The 14,744-nt window shown below is 40.2% G+C and carries 17 protein-coding genes; 9 read left to right on the top strand and 8 right to left on the bottom strand.

The window, feature by feature from the left end; genetic code table 11:
• Positions 1-14: 14 nt before the first annotated feature.
• Together NFU46_RS13300 and NFU46_RS13295 are read left to right on the top strand one after the other, a co-directional pair.
• Entirely contained in the window at positions 15-935 is a 921-nt protein-coding gene (locus NFU46_RS13300; protein WP_251602479.1) for an alpha/beta fold hydrolase, read from the top strand.
• Between the two features lie 43 nt (positions 936-978).
• Complete coding sequence (locus tag NFU46_RS13295) at positions 979-1,671, top strand: ATP-dependent Clp protease proteolytic subunit (RefSeq protein WP_251602477.1); 693 nt, start codon at positions 979-981, stop codon at positions 1,669-1,671.
• Positions 1,672-1,685: 14 nt separating this feature from the next.
• On the opposite strand, the gene NFU46_RS13290 is transcribed toward NFU46_RS13295, so the two are convergent.
• Positions 1,686-3,053 carry an alkaline phosphatase PhoX gene (locus tag NFU46_RS13290; protein WP_138599908.1) on the bottom strand — a complete coding sequence of 456 codons (1,368 nt, stop codon included), beginning with the start codon at positions 3,051-3,053 and terminating at the stop codon, positions 1,686-1,688.
• Between the two features lie 258 nt (positions 3,054-3,311).
• Here NFU46_RS13290 and NFU46_RS13285 point away from each other — a divergent pair, with 258 nt between their 5' ends.
• Positions 3,312-3,782, top strand: coding sequence for a DUF4920 domain-containing protein (locus NFU46_RS13285; RefSeq protein WP_251602476.1), 471 nt, complete (start codon positions 3,312-3,314; stop codon positions 3,780-3,782).
• Positions 3,775-4,344, top strand: coding sequence for a PepSY-associated TM helix domain-containing protein (locus NFU46_RS13280; RefSeq protein ID WP_251602474.1), 570 nt, complete (start codon positions 3,775-3,777; stop codon positions 4,342-4,344). Before NFU46_RS13285 ends, NFU46_RS13280 begins: the two co-directional genes overlap by 8 nt.
• Before the next feature lie 58 nt (positions 4,345-4,402).
• On the opposite strand, the gene NFU46_RS13275 is transcribed toward NFU46_RS13280, so the two are convergent.
• Positions 4,403-5,212, bottom strand: coding sequence for a hypothetical protein (locus tag NFU46_RS13275; protein WP_251602472.1), 810 nt, complete (start codon positions 5,210-5,212; stop codon positions 4,403-4,405).
• A 98-nt stretch (positions 5,213-5,310) separates the two neighbouring features.
• A complete protein-coding gene (locus tag NFU46_RS13270; protein ID WP_251602470.1) occupies positions 5,311-5,760 on the bottom strand; it encodes an Lrp/AsnC family transcriptional regulator in 450 nt (149 codons plus the stop codon).
• A 99-nt stretch (positions 5,761-5,859) separates the two neighbouring features.
• On the opposite strand from NFU46_RS13270, the gene NFU46_RS13265 reads away from it, so the two are divergent.
• A complete protein-coding gene (locus NFU46_RS13265) occupies positions 5,860-6,450 on the top strand; it encodes a LysE family translocator (RefSeq protein WP_055198399.1) in 591 nt (196 codons plus the stop codon).
• Positions 6,451-6,509: 59 nt separating this feature from the next.
• Here NFU46_RS13265 and NFU46_RS13260 read toward each other — a convergent pair whose 3' ends face one another.
• Both NFU46_RS13260 and NFU46_RS13255 read right to left on the bottom strand, forming a co-directional pair.
• Positions 6,510-7,691 carry a hypothetical protein gene (locus NFU46_RS13260; protein WP_251602468.1) on the bottom strand — a complete coding sequence of 394 codons (1,182 nt, stop codon included), beginning with the start codon at positions 7,689-7,691 and terminating at the stop codon, positions 6,510-6,512.
• Positions 7,692-7,945: 254 nt separating this feature from the next.
• Positions 7,946-8,617, bottom strand: a complete 672-nt coding sequence (locus tag NFU46_RS13255) for a penicillin-insensitive murein endopeptidase (protein WP_251602466.1) — start codon at positions 8,615-8,617, stop codon at positions 7,946-7,948.
• Positions 8,618-8,855: 238 nt separating this feature from the next.
• Between NFU46_RS13255 and NFU46_RS13250 the strand changes: the two genes are divergently transcribed.
• Positions 8,856-9,899, top strand: coding sequence for a GGDEF domain-containing protein (locus NFU46_RS13250; RefSeq protein WP_251602464.1), 1,044 nt, complete (start codon positions 8,856-8,858; stop codon positions 9,897-9,899).
• Here NFU46_RS13250 and NFU46_RS13245 read toward each other — a convergent pair.
• Together NFU46_RS13245 and NFU46_RS13240 are read right to left on the bottom strand one after the other, a co-directional pair.
• Positions 9,896-10,417 (bottom strand): cytochrome b, encoded by a 522-nt coding sequence (locus NFU46_RS13245; protein ID WP_251602462.1) that lies wholly within the window; start codon positions 10,415-10,417, stop codon positions 9,896-9,898. The genes NFU46_RS13250 and NFU46_RS13245 overlap by 4 nt on opposite strands.
• Before the next feature lie 82 nt (positions 10,418-10,499).
• On the bottom strand, positions 10,500-11,303 hold the full coding sequence (locus NFU46_RS13240; RefSeq protein ID WP_251602460.1) for a LytTR family DNA-binding domain-containing protein: 804 nt from the start codon (positions 11,301-11,303) through the stop codon (positions 10,500-10,502).
• Positions 11,304-11,470: 167 nt separating this feature from the next.
• Between NFU46_RS13240 and NFU46_RS13235 the strand changes: the two genes are divergently transcribed.
• The 3 genes from NFU46_RS13235 (at position 11,471) to dps (ending at position 13,723) form a co-directional block, all read left to right on the top strand.
• Positions 11,471-12,481, top strand: coding sequence for a substrate-binding domain-containing protein (locus NFU46_RS13235; protein ID WP_175078602.1), 1,011 nt, complete (start codon positions 11,471-11,473; stop codon positions 12,479-12,481).
• Positions 12,482-12,560: 79 nt separating this feature from the next.
• Positions 12,561-12,980, top strand: a complete 420-nt coding sequence (locus tag NFU46_RS13230) for an HPP family protein (protein ID WP_175078603.1) — start codon at positions 12,561-12,563, stop codon at positions 12,978-12,980.
• A gap of 224 nt (positions 12,981-13,204) precedes the next feature.
• On the top strand, positions 13,205-13,723 hold the full coding sequence (dps, locus tag NFU46_RS13225) for a DNA starvation/stationary phase protection protein Dps (protein WP_054551887.1): 519 nt from the start codon (positions 13,205-13,207) through the stop codon (positions 13,721-13,723).
• A gap of 61 nt (positions 13,724-13,784) precedes the next feature.
• On the opposite strand, the gene corA is transcribed toward dps, so the two are convergent.
• Positions 13,785-14,741, bottom strand: a complete 957-nt coding sequence (gene corA / locus NFU46_RS13220; protein ID WP_054560713.1) for a magnesium/cobalt transporter CorA — start codon at positions 14,739-14,741, stop codon at positions 13,785-13,787.
• Between the last annotated feature and the right edge of the window lie 3 nt (positions 14,742-14,744).

Genomic DNA, 14,744 nt, shown 5'->3' with positions numbered 1-14,744 from the left:
TTATTTGTCAGTCTATGGAACATATCCTTACAGCCAGCGGTATCTGTATTAGTTATCAAGATGAAGGCGATAAAAATGCGCCAGTGATCATCTTAATTATTGGCTTAGGTGCTCAATTTACCGTTTGGCCAGAGTCGCTATATTTTGGCTTGGTCGAAAAAGGCTTTCGGGTTATTCGTTTTGATAATCGTGATGCAGGGCTGTCCTCATCGTTAGATGAGTTAGGCAAGCCGAGTCTCGTAAAGCATTGGCTTAGCCGCCGATTACCCATTCGCTCAAAGCTGCCCTATTCGCTCGATGACATGGCTCGCGATGTAAAAGAATTAATGGATGCACTTACTATCAAAAAAGCGCACTTAGTGGGGGCTTCGATGGGTGGCATGATTGCGCAAATTGCCGCGGCAAAGTATAAAAAACGTGTACTGAGCTTAACTTCAATTATGTCGAGTAGCTCGCCGTTATCGTTTTCGGGTTCAAACATTAATCTGCTAGTAAAGCTCGCTAAAATACGCCCCCGAAGCAGTAATAAAGAAGCCGCGATTGATTACAATGTTAGGCTCAACCAACTCATTGGCAGCCCAGCCTACCCACAAGATGAACACGCTTTATACGCCAACGCAGAACGCTATATTGAGCGGGCCCACACGAATCAAACAGGCTTTAAACGTCAGCTTGCAGCCATTGCCGCAACGCCTTATCGCGAGCAATTACTAAAAAAGATTAAAGCCCCCACATTAGTAATTCATGGCAGCGCTGATCCTGTTATGCCACTGTCTGCGGGTATCAACACCGCACTGTTAATAAAGCGCAGTAAGTTAAAAGTTGTGCCTGGAATGGGCCATGATTTTCCGCCCGCTTTAATGAAAAAAATGACTAAGTGGATTGCTAAACACGCAGCTAAAGTCAACGCCAAAAAAGCCGCTAAAAAAACCTAAAAGCATGATAGAATTATCATACAATTTATAAGGTTAGCGTTTTATGTTGCGTGTATTTTTTAGTCTGTTTTTAATTATCCCTTGGTTAAGCTTTGCCGGTGTGTCACTAAGCGAGCAGCGCATTATTTATCAGGGCGAAATTAGTGCCAAAAACAATCAACTTGTTGCACAGCTTTTGGCTGAGCAGCCAAGCATAAACAGCATACAAATTACCAGTGGTGGTGGAAACGTTGATTTGGGTATAGATCTCGCAGAATTGATTTTGGCGCATAATTTAAAAGTTCATATAAAACAATTTTGCTTTTCGTCGTGTGCGAATTACGTATTGCTTGCAGGAAACCCTACCACCATAGCTAAGAACGCCATTGTCGGTTGGCACGGCGATGCCGCTTCAGCTCGCTGGCGAGATAGCGATATTGATGCCATGGTAAGCCATTTAAAAGAGCCAGAAAAAACAACCAAGTGGCAGGCTTTACGCACTCATTACGATGAAATAATTGCAAAAGCCGTGGCACGTGAAAAAGCCTTTTATGCAAAACGCGGGGTTAATCATGACTTGCTAACCATTGGTTTATCTGAAGAGCTAAAGCGTACAGCTGTGGCACAAAAAGCCAGAGGCTGGAGCTACTCAAAAAAAGCACTCAATACACTGAATGTCAGCAATATTGAGTTTGCAGATTGGCAGCCCCGCTCGGCAAAGAACTTTCCGTTACTAATAATTGATGAATTAGAGTAAAGCTCTTTTATTTGTTAAACACTAAACTGATGCCATGGGCCTGTTATAGCTAGCGTTTTTGAAGGTGAGTAAACATTTACAAATAAAGTGCTACCATCTGGTGAAAAACAGGCACCTGCCAGCTCGGTTTGCGCCACTAAACGGGCAAAATTATAAACTTGCCCTTGTGGTGTCACACCTCGAAGATGATTATCAACCACGTCGGTGTATTGGTCTTCACAGACAATTAAGTGACCATTAGGTGACACGGTTAGGTTATCGCCAAAGTTGTAGAGGGTTTTACTAGTACTTTCTACAAACAACGAGATTTTACCTGGTTGCTGTGCTTCTTTATCTGTGCCCTCAAATTCTGATGGCTGATATTTCATAACCTGACCAAGTTGTTTTTTACCACCATTGGTACAGCAAAAATAAAGCTCTTTATCACCCCAGTGAATACCTTCACCGCGAGCAAACAGTGCAGCTCCTTGTTTATAGCCGCGCAGGCGTAAGTCGTCTTTCGGGCTTTCAGGGTTATCTAGATTGACCCACTCAACCTCAAGCTCTTGATGTAGCCCCATGGCTTTATTATTCCAGTTACGGCTATCGAATTGTGGCTTACCTTTTACCACCATCGCTTGTAATTGCCCGCCTTTATGCAGCTTGCCATATTCATTTGGAATAAAACGATAAAAGACACTATCACCTTTATCTTCAGTTAAATAAACAATGCCGGTGCGCGGATCAACAGCAGCCGCTTCGTGGTTAAATCGACCCATGGCTTTTAATGGCTCAGGTTTAATTAAGCCTTTGCTATTTGCGGGTACTTCAAAAATATATCCATGGTCTTGGTTAAATCCATCGGCTTTGGTATCTGTGGTTTCTTCGCACGTAAGCCAGGTGCCCCATGGCGTAATACCACCAGAACAATTACGAATAGTGCCGACCAATGACAAGTATTCTTGCTCTTTTTGATGGGTTTTTAAGTTATAAACGATATGACTTGTGCCACCCGGTAACGCCACACCGTCACTGTTAGTATCAAAAGCCAGGGGCGTTTTATGGTTGGCAATACTTGCTTCAGCTTTCGCTAAATCTTTTGGTTTGAGCTCATGGTTTCGCACTAATGCAACGCGGTCATTCCCAAGCGCTAGGCAACCCATGCCATCGGCTTTGTCCGGAACCGTAAATCCATCAGACATTTTCTCACCTAGGCTTGAAACTACTTGATAACTAAAGCCCTCGGGTAAGTCGAGCAATTTATCTGGATCAGGAATTAACGGGCCAAAGCCCACAGCCGTTGTTTTTAAATCACCTAACGACACTTTACCTATGGCACTTTTTGATAATCCTAAAAAGGCTAATGTGCCCGCCCCTACTAAAAACTCTCGACGTGAAACCATGCTAACTCCAAGCTAAAAACCAGCTTTATCATACAAATAAAAAAGGTATTATAAAGCAATGAAACGATAAAAAGTTACATTATCACAATATTCACGAAATTGTCATAAAGCTTGATTTAACTGATAAAACACGTAAAACATTAAAGCAATTGCCCTACAGGAACCTCAATTGCAAATCATTTTTAATCGCATTAAGCTTTTATCATACAAGTAAATCGCTTAAACTAAGGCTTAATTTTATTTCAAGAAGCAACGGCTATGTTCCTAAAATCAAAAACATTTATTGCATTTTCATTGGCGCTTTTAAGCTTTAGCCAACACGCCTTTAGCTTACAGTTTGGCAATCCAGTCGACAGTGACAAACTCATTAAAATTTCGACGGTTATGGCCTCACCAGACGATTACCTTGCAAGTCCAATTACCGTGGAAGGGACTATCACTGGGGTTTGCGAAAAACGTGGTTGCTGGATGACGCTTGCATCTGACAAACGCTTTGAAAACTTACGTATCAAAGTTGAAGATGGCGACATGGTATTCCCGATGACGGCTAAAGGCAGTAAAGCTATCGTAACCGGTAAGCTCGATAAAATTCAGCTTAGTCTTGGCCGCACTAAAGCGTTACTTGCTCACAAAGCGCAACAAGCTGGCGAAAGTTTTGATGTAAACTCTGTGACTGAAGCAATGGCTATTTATCAGCTTGTCCCGAGCGGAGTTGAAATCATTGAGTAATAAATCAAGTATCAACTGGTTTAAGTTAAACAGAAACTTACACCGCGATATTGGTTACTTTTGTGTTGGTTTAGTGATTATCTTTGCGGTTTCTGGCATTGCAGTGAACCACAAAGATGATTGGAACCCAAACTACAAAGTAAGCCACCAGCAAATCAGTGTGAACGATGAAACTTGGCAATTAGATAATGACGAGTTGTTGATTGAGCAAATTATCTCCCATGCTGATATAAGCGAGCCGGTAAAGGCTTCTTATTGGGTGTCGCCGCAAGAATTTAAGGTGTTTTTAAAAAACGGTAACAACCTAAGCCTTAAACTCAATAAAGATGTCATAAGCTATGAAGCTATTGAGCCTCGTCATGTATTGCAAGCATTTAACCGCTTACACTTGAACGAGACAAAAGCTTCTTGGGTGATTTTTTCTGATATTTTTGCTGGGCTGCTGCTGTTTTTAGCAATCAGCGGCTTGTTTATGATCAAGGGTAAAAATAGCCCATGGGGCAGCCGCTCTGTATTAGTCATTAGCGGTATACTGCTTCCAGCAGCTTATGTGTTTTTATAACAATCATTACAAAAAAGGCACTGGCGATTGCTAATGCCTTTTTCTCGAAAAGCCGAACTTAAAACCTAAATTCAAAGTTTACATTTGTTGCAGTCTCGCTTTCACTGCGATCAAACCAGTTCATCGATTTATAAACCGCTTCAACTGTAATAGCGAACCAATGCGTAAATGCATATTCAAGTGCAATGCTGACACCAGCATTATGACCGTCGTGATCAGCGCTAAAATCAAGGCATTGCGCCGGCGTATCACTACACGCTCGAGTTAACACAGCCCCTTCTTCGCTGGCAAGATAATACATCTGGGTATAATCAACATCGATCGTGCCTTTTTGATAAAAGACACTGCCGTATAACAAGGCTTTTGAGCTTAATCGGTAACCTGAAATAAGTGCAATATCATAAGTATCGTGCGATAAATCCCAATCATAGGTATCGTCATCATAATTACCCGCTAATAGTGGACCATACCCCGCATCTTCACTGCGAATATAGCCAAGGCTGACAGCCATAGAGAAGTTTTTCTCGACGGCCGATTCTAAAGGGCTGCCATAAAACTGATGCTTAATAGCGTATTTTTCATAATCATGATCGCCACCAATTCCAGCCCCTAGGGTAAGCTCCGTCGAATAACCTAAGGTCATATTCATCGAAGTCGTTAATGCTGTACTCGTTGATGTACTCTCGCTGGTATCTTTCGCAATGATCTTGCTTGTATCTGTACCGACGGTTGCACGAAAATGAAAGGGATCACTGTTGATCTCTGGGCTCTCAAAGCGTGCCATCGATACACCTGTTTCGGTTGTAGATTGACAGCCAGCTAATAAACCTAAAGCTATAAACACCAAAAGAGGCTTAAACGTTTTCACGTAATTTCCTTATATATTATTATTTTAACGCGAAGATTCTAGACTAAGGCCTTATAGCTCGCAATAAATTAACAACAAAAAAGGTACAACCTCTGTTGTTAAGCGCGTTCATCCTTCGGTGATTCCATCACGACATGAGTGGTAATGGTTCGTACCTGTGGAATTGAGCCGAGCACATCTGCATGAAACGATTTGTAGGACTTGAGATCCGCCGTCTCAACCCTCAGCAAATATTCGAACGAGCCAGTTACATTGTGGCACTCTTTTACTTCATCAATAAACTCAAGAGCGTGTTCGAATGCTCGCTGAGATACTGTTGAGTGCTCATTTAAACCAACCCCAACATAAGCGATAAACCCTAGGCCAACAGCCTGATTATTAATAACCGCCCGATACCCGGCAATAACCCCAAGCTTTTCTAGTTCTTGTACTCTACGAAGGCATGCCGATGGCGATAAACCCACTTTATCTGCCAGCTCGGCATTGGCAATTCGGCCATTGCGTTTAAGCTCATGCAATATTCTGTCGTTAATTTTATCTTTTTTCATTTTTTATTGTGAACCTTAAACATACACAACAACATTAAGCGCAAAAATTGCGCGCATTACAACTTATAATTGCATCTTAATTTAAATGGAGAGATAGCGATGAGTTTTGAAATTTTAACAGCCTTGGCATTATTTGCTTTGGTGTCATCAATTACCCCTGGACCAAATAACTTAATGTTGATGAGCTCAGGTGCTAACTTTGGCTTTAAAAGAACCACACCACACTTACTTGGCGTGACGCTTGGCTTTATGTTGATGCTGGTTTTGGTGGGCCTTGGCATCATGCAGCTATTTGACTTGTTTCCACCAAGCTACTTGATATTAAAGGTATTTTGCATTGCTTACTTACTCTATCTGGCGTTTAAAATTGCCACAAGTAACGCACAACAAAAAGCCAGTAGTGAAAGTAAACCGTTTACTTTTATTCAGGCTGCACTATTTCAATGGGTGAACCCAAAAGCGTGGGCAATGGCATTAAGCGCGGTAAGCTTATATGCCCCAGACAAAAACCTCACCTCAGTGTTAATCGTAAGCCTCGTATTTGGCTTAATTAACCTGCCATGCGTTAGTTCGTGGACTCTACTTGGAGAAAAGCTACAGCACTGGCTTGCCAGCCCAAAGCGCTTAAAAGCATTTAACTACCTAATGGCAATACTATTAATCGCTTCAGTGATGTTTAGTTTGTTTTAAATGATTATTAAGATTGAAATACCAATTCACTTGATTAAGTGAATTGGCTTGGTTCTAAACTACATAAATTCAAACTGCTCAACAGTTGCGAGCTTTAATTTGTCTATATCTTTTTTGGCCGCTTTACAATGACGACGTAACTTTGAAGGAACATCTTTATCTGCAACAAGGCTTTTTAGCATAGCTTGGTAACGCATCGTTTGTGCATTGGCAATAATTTTACAATAGTACGCGACACCATCTAGCATACGCCCATCGACAGTATATTTATTTTGCCAGAGCTTATTCGCTAATGCGTCTAGGTATTGCTCTTTGTAAACACCGATATTATAAAATTTCTTACCAAGGATTTGAGTTTCGCTACCATCAGCTTGGTTCACTACATCAACAAACTGATAATGCTCTTGGCTATTAACATTATAAGTTAACTTAGAGTAAAACTGCCCATCTGCAGGTGACTTAACCATTTGAACACTGCCAAGATCTGTGAAATGAAATATTTGTATTTCAGGTTTGTTATTAAAAAAACCTTTTTCAATATAACGAATATGATCAGGCTCACCTAACTTCTTAATAATAGCTTCCGCGCTTAGGCCCTGTTCAAGAAAAAACAATGGATTATCAAATGACTCTGTTGTGATAGCAACCTGCTTTGTAATAGTCGCTTGCGTTTTTGGCGGCTCGGGAAGTACAACTTTACCCTTAACTAATTTGGCGATTACAGCTTCACTCTTATCAGGATCACCTTTTAAAACAACAGCATCAGATACTTGCTCACCAGCGCTATTTACAAGCCAAACAGAAGAAAAGTCACTACTCAAATACCCCTTTACTAGATAGCTTTGCCCTGCTTCTGGAATAAAAGATACATCACCTGTAACAATGTAATTCGTTCCTGAATTAAACATATAGTTAATAGGTGCGGCATGATGGACCTGCGCTACTAGTGTTAGTATCATTTCCTCTGCTGGTACTTTTCGACTAAACCCAACTGGTGACAGAACCATACCTTGTCCATAAGTAGCTTGGTTTGTTGCCCTAATAGCGTTATTGACATCTTTACCATTCACTTTACTCAAGTAAAAGAACCGTCCGGTACTAGTTGCCATGGTTCTGAAGGTGTCATCTATAGTTGCTGTTTCGCCCTGATACCCTTTGGGAACGGGGTTATAAGTTGTCATACAAGCAGATAAAGTTGATACAAAGAATAAAATAGCAAAGATTTGTATTAATTTTTTCATATTTTTAAATTCTATATTTAATAGTAAATTCTAAATTAAAATGCTTAAGCTATGTGCATAGTGAGGCTTTAAGCAGATTAAATACAAACAGAGGCATGATTCTATTTTTCTTAAAGAAAACGTGAGGGACTTACTTAAAAGTGGCACAAGTTGAAACATCCATGTTTTGCGCAACGTACTTTATCAGCTTTCAGCTGCTTGTTCACTAAAACCGTATAATCTAATAAACAATTCTAACCGTAATGAATTGAAGACTATTTTTCACACGGCACTAAAAAATCAACATGGTAATGTTCATCATGTCGCACCCAAGATGGTTTAGTCGAAAACTGAATATGCTCTTGTAAATAGTCGGCATACTTGGTTTTATAAAGCCCAGCTTGCAGGGTTGGGTCAAAGATCACTCGCCAAAGATCGTACCCTTTTGCTGTTGCCGATTTATGCAGCTCAACAATATGAGCTGCTAAAGCGGTATAATCAATCTTAAACTGTTCAAACTGGCCTTGTTTATCAAATTCTATGTCGTAGCCAAAACGATTAAACATATGAGTAGGCAAATGAACTGATTGCCCCTTTTCGTTAACAACAGGTGTCATAAAATCAACCGACAAGCCATTTTGATGGGTTTTATGCGGGCTAAACTTCCCGCCATTTTCTGAGCCCGTTTCAGCGTATTTGTATCGTTTATCTGGATGGGATTTCAGGAGCGCTTGGTAAGCATCAACAATGATGTTTTTTACCTGCGAATGAACATAAGTACGCCCTGCCAGTTCAGCCACTTTCCTGTAGCTGGTAAAGTTATCACCCTTGCTGGGTAATTTTACTGCATTACGTACATAGCCATTGGCAGTAGTTCCACCACAAACGCTATCAGCCAAAACCGACCCAGAGCAAAATAATAAGGCTAAAACTAAACATGTTTTCATTGCAGTAGCTTCTTTAAAAATTTTAAGCTTAGCTATCAATAAATGAACTAACGATTAAAGCATTTTTGAATCATAGGTAGGATTTAAAGGTGAGTAAATTTTCCTGTGCTAAGCTTTATTTACCTAGAGCTTTTCAGTGCGACTCATGGCTAGTAACGTAGAGAATTACTTTTACCACGGCTTTTTTGTCTTCTTACTCATTACGGTAGTAACCTGCTCCATTATAGCCACGCGCCTGATGCGCAGTAGTTTTAATAACCGCTCGATTTACTTATTTAACCTGTTTTTTTACCTTGGTGTAATTGGCTTTGCATGGCTGTGGATCCAAGACTTATTAGACCTTACGCCAAGTTTTCGCTCTGGTGTGGTGATTTATATGATCTCCATGACATTACTGCAATTATCCATTTATAACCATGATGAACCCAGCCGCTTTAATAAGATAATCATTGCGCATGGTGCTATTTTTTCTGTATTTGCCCTCCTTACTCAAAATATAAATCAACTTGCCCTTGTTGAAGCCTGTTTTACGCTAAGCGTGTTACCTGCACTTATTTACTACACAACAAAGCGCGCTGTCTGTGAGAAGAACATAGGCAATACAGTGTTGTCGATGGCGCAGTGTATTCTTCTTTTAGTGCCTATTTCACAGCTGAGTATTATTACCCATGAACACAATTTAGCGACCTTATACTCTCTCACGGTTATTGCCCATGCAACCGTGTTTGTTATGACTGGCCTTGGTCTCATCACTACCCTGTTAGTGGATGAAAAAAAACGCTATTTGGAGCTGTCTTTAAAAGATCCACTTACCGGGCTTTACAATCGCCGCGGACTACAATTCATTATCGAACAGCAGCAACTATTCAGCCCAAGTCAAACATCTAGCTTATTCGCCTGCGTAGTTGATATTGATTACTTCAAACGTATTAATGATAGTTACGGGCACGATGGCGGTGACCTAGTACTCGAAGTGTTCTCTGATCTAATGAAACACCATTTGAAAAAAGAAGATTTATGTTGCAGGCTCGGCGGTGAAGAGTTTTTACTGTTGTTCTTTGCTACCGACATCAAGTCAGCGACACAATTTTTAGAAGGCCTTCGTAAAACCATCGAAGGCAGTCAAATAGCTTATCGAGAACATCGTATATCGGTTACTGCTAGCTTTGGTTTAACCAATTGGCAACCAAATGACAGCTTTGAAAGCTTAGTAAACCGCGCAGACAAAGCTGTTTATGAGGCGAAAGATAATGGTCGAAACCAAATTAAAATAAACGCTTAAAGCATATTCTTTAGTGTCGCGTCTTTATCTATGAAGTGATGTTTAAGCGCCGCTAAAATATGGATTGAAAGAGCAGCTGATAACATATAGCCAAATAAAATATGAATTTGCCAGCCAAAATCGCTTAACCAGGCGCTTGACGCAACGGCCTGACCTGCTTCGTTATAATTACTAGCCACTAACTGCCATGAAAAAACCGCAATACCAAAGCCGCCGAAACCACTATAAAAAGCACCAGACAGTAACATTACAGCTAGCAAGATTAGCAAGCCCCAATGATATAAATGCAACCACTTAGTTAAGCTTGTTTGTACAGTAGATTGAAACGGCTGATAGAGCCTATAAACTATTCTTAACAGCCAGACGATGGCAATGATCACCGCAATTGATTTATGCCAATGATACAAACTGTAGTCAGTCACCCAGGTCATGTAGTAACCCAAAACAAGTACGCTAATGACTAATAGCGCACTGAGCCAATGCAGTAACTTATGTGTTTTCTGTGTATTTATTGTCATGAATTTTATCCTTAAAAACTGTATTCATGACTTAATAGTAAAGATTAAGCTTTTGTTTTAAATAAGATTGTGACGAAACTCTTCATTCTGTGACGAATACACTTGGCTCACTTAATACATTTGCTAATGCTGGTTTAAAAGTTTTGCTAACAGGAATGCTAAACCCTAGTTTCATATTTAAAGTTGCATTTGCTTTATGAAGATTAAAATCTTCAATATGAGCTAAGTTTACAAGGTAGCTGCGGTGCACTTGCTTAAATTCATTGCAAGGTAAGTGAGCTTGAATGTTTTTGATGGTATCTCTTTTTAAAAAGCATTCGGTTAATGTTTGTATTTCTACATAGTTACCGGCAGCTTTTATAAATAATACTGATTCTGGGGAGAGTCTCTTAACAACCCCTTTATGGTTTATTTCAATATATTCAGATAGACCTTTCTCTGGCTTGTCGTTCTTTGCTTTTGACAAGAGCGACATGCTGCATACTCGCCATAACGCCAATACCAAACAACATGCGATTAAGTACTTTGGTAAAAGCTGAATGAATGAAGCCGCAATTGCATAGCCATAAAAAGAGTAATCAACAAAAATACGTAACATCACCAAAGAACAAATAGTCACTGCGCACGTAATAATAAAAACAAATAAGTTGCTATTAATCCTGGCTTTTAAATCAACAAAAGCCACCAGAACAATATTTAAAGTACATAAAGCCCCCCACTCTTTTAGCCAAAAAATTTGTGAGTCAATAAACTGATATTGGCCTCCCGCAATTAAATGACGCCAAAAAAAGCAATATGCATTAAATAGAATAAAAAAAGCCCCCCATAAAAAAGTGGCCTTTTGCCAAAGTGTTGTTAATTGCTGCCAGTATTTATATATGATCATAGCCACTCCATTTGAGTCATAAAAGGTAGCAAAAATAGCCGCTTCCCTAAAAAGGCTTTTTCATTATATGTTAAAGCCAGTTGATTGATGCAAATGCTGACTGGTAAATTCGAACTCTGCCACTATAATTAGCTCGTGCTTATACTTAACTTGCAATATGTAGTGCTATGTCTTTAAAAGTATTATTAAATTTTAAATTAAACTGGGTACTTTTGTGTGCCAGTTTTTGGCTTTTTGCCCTGCCAATTCAGGCTAAATATGTGGTGGCTGTTGTGGGTAAAACCAAAAACGATAGCTTTTATCAGCAAGCCTTTAAAGGGTGTGAGCAATTTGCAAAACAGCATCTCGATTTTGAATGTATTTACGACGGCCCCAAAGACTTTCAAGATATTCGCACGCAAGTATTAGTGATCACCGACCTAGTTCGCAGAAACAACATTAGTGGTTTATTAATCGCAACCACAGATTCCAATTACCTTGTTGAAAGAGCATTAAAAAAGCTTAAAGATAACAACATTCCTGTGATCACGTTTGACTCTGATCTGCTCGAGAAAGATCAGCAGTACCGTTTAACCTACGTAGGTACCAATAATTTTGATTATGGTGTGGCCTTAGGTAACGAATTAAAAAAATTCACCAACAAAGAAAATAACCAGGTTTGTATTCAATCAGGGCACTCAACAACACCTAATTTAAACAAGCGTATTGAAGGTGTTCGCTATGCGTTATCTGGGCAAAAAGATAAACGTTTAAGCGGTGAAAATGGCTGGAGTGAGTTCGATAGATGCCCTTTATATAGCTTAGGCAAGCGAGAAGTCTCCCTCGGTCAACTCGACAAACTGCTTAACCTTGAAAATCCACCACTATTTTTAGCGGTAGCGGGTTTTGCTCAATTTAACTCTAACTATGCAAACGTGATTGCTAAACATAAACAACGCATTGCCAATCAAGAGGTGGTGATCGTTTCTGCTGATACTGAGCAAATGCAATTAGAAGTATTACAGCAAGGATTATCATCGGCCAATATTGGTCAAAACCCTTTTGAAATGGGCCGACTTTCTGCCGAGTTGATGTATCAATACCTCACTAAAGGTGAACGCCCAGCTAAGTCTCACTATTATTTAGACTTTCACTATTGTCAGCAAAGTAATGCAGGTACTTGCACCGTTAATCACTAAAACTTTGATCTAACTAAAGTGCAATTAACTCGATAAGCGCTAGACTTACCACAACTTGATTAATTGTAAGGATTTAGCCATGACACACCTAGTTAGTGATTTGATGACGCCAGACCCATTCGCCATAAGTGCGCAAAATACCCTTCATGACGCGCATAATCTAATGAAAGAGAAGAATGTTCGCCATATTCCAGTGATCAATGAGCACGGTGGCTTAGTTGGCATGTTAACGCAAAAAATCATGATTGCTCAGGTAATGAATATCATGGCTAATTACAGCGCCAGCGCCCTTGAACGCAAAGAAAAGCAAACTAAAGTAGTTGATATTATGGCTACCGATTTTACTAGTATCTCGCCAGAGCAACCGCTTCACGAAGTTGCTAAGTTTTTTGTTGAAAACCGTCATGGCTGCATGCCTGTGGTTGATAAAGAAAACAACCTAGTGGGAATTCTAACTTCATCTGATTTTGTTCGTTTAGCAGCTGCATTGCTTTCTTAAGTCGTAAATTTGTATCTGCACACTGAATTTTTTACAGAAGGTGTGCAGAGTTTTCATACTCATACCTCCCCACAAACACTCCACCTTAAAATGAAATTAAATTAACCTTTAAAATTCAATTATTTATAAACATTCCATTTTAGGCACAGCGCTTGCTTCTACCTAATCAAGCGCGCTTTTAAACTAAAAGCGAAAGGAATTTTATAGATAATCTCGGAGGAGTAATGAGTAATTCATCATCAAAAATCGCAGAATTTACAGCACCCGGTGTTAAAGACCAAGCTGCAGCTGACACGATTGCTATTCTAGACCAGCGCATGGTCGCTTTAATCGATTTACACCTCACTTTAAAACACATTCATTGGAATGTTGTTGGCCCTAATTTTATTGGTGTACACGAAATGTTAGACCCGCAAGTAAGCGCAGTGCAAGAGATGACTGACACGATTGCAGAGCGTATTGCAACTATGGGCGGCGTACCTGTTGGCACACCACAATCAATTGTAGAACGCCGTACTTGGCAAGATTATTCAATTGGTAAAGGCTTAGTTACTGACCATCTAACAGCCCTTGATAAAGTGTATAACGGAGTCAATAAAGACCACCGTGCAGCTATCGATAAGCTTGGTGAGCTAGACCCAGTTTCTGAAGATATGATCACCGGCCAACTGGCTGATTTAGAACAATTTCAATGGTTTGTTCGTGCACATATCGAATCGTCTACCGGCGAATTGAAAGGTTAAACCCCCCTAGGTCTATCCGAAGACCCCTTGCCCAGCAATTGCTGGGCTTTTTTATGCTTTGTTACAACCAACCTTTATGTTTAAAGAACAAGTATGGTGCAAAGCCAGACAGCAACATAATGCCAATTGCAAACGGGTAACCCCATGCCCATTGCAGTTCAGGCATGCTATTAAAATTCATTCCATAAATACTGGCGACGACGGTCGGCGGTAAAAACACCACAGAGGCAATTGAGAAAGTTTTGATAATTTGGTTTTGTTCGATGTTAATAAAACCCTGAGTCGAGTCCATTAAGAAATTAACCTTATCAAACAAAAATGTACAGTGAGACATGAGGGTATCAATATCAAGCACAATTTCACGTAGTGATTCTCGATCTTCTGTAGGCGCTCCTAGGTGGCGCAGTAAAAACGAGATATTCCGGCGAGTATCCATCAAACATAAACGCACCTTACCGTTATTATCTTCAAGGCGAGAAATTCGGCTAACAGCTTCTTCTAAATCAGAATCATCTTCTTCAAGTACGTAGGCACTGAGTTTTTCTAATTGGTGATGCATGTCTTCAAGCATATCAGCGTGGTTTTCGACTTTTTGGTCAAATAAAGTCACCAAAAGTTGCTTTGGATTATCACACGCAACTTGCCCTTTACGAGCACGCAGTCGTAATAGACGAAAATCGGCTAGTTCATCATCGCGGATTGTCAGCAAGCAGTTGTCTTGTAGCAAACAAGCCACGGTTACCGTATTAAAGCGCCCTTCATTTGGTGACATGAAAAGCGCATGCACATGCAAGCCTTCATGGTCAATAAAACAACGGGAAGAGGCTTCGATTTCTTCAACATCATCAGCACCAGGTAGTGTGATATTAAGCGTGCTTGCCAGCGCTTGTCGTTCTTCTTCGGTTGGATTTATGGTATCAATCCAGTGGGCATTTTTTATGGCGGTTGCAAGAGGCGTATCTGCAGCTGGCTCAGTTTCTGTGATCACACCTTGGTCTATAGAAAAAAATCGTAACATGCG

The organism is Pseudoalteromonas sp. NCCP-2140, from assembly GCF_023708065.1.
Taxonomy (GTDB): Bacteria; Pseudomonadota; Gammaproteobacteria; order Enterobacterales; family Alteromonadaceae; genus Pseudoalteromonas.
The sequence above is the reverse complement of the archived record's forward strand: the minus strand, read 5'-3'. Positions and strand labels throughout refer to the sequence as shown.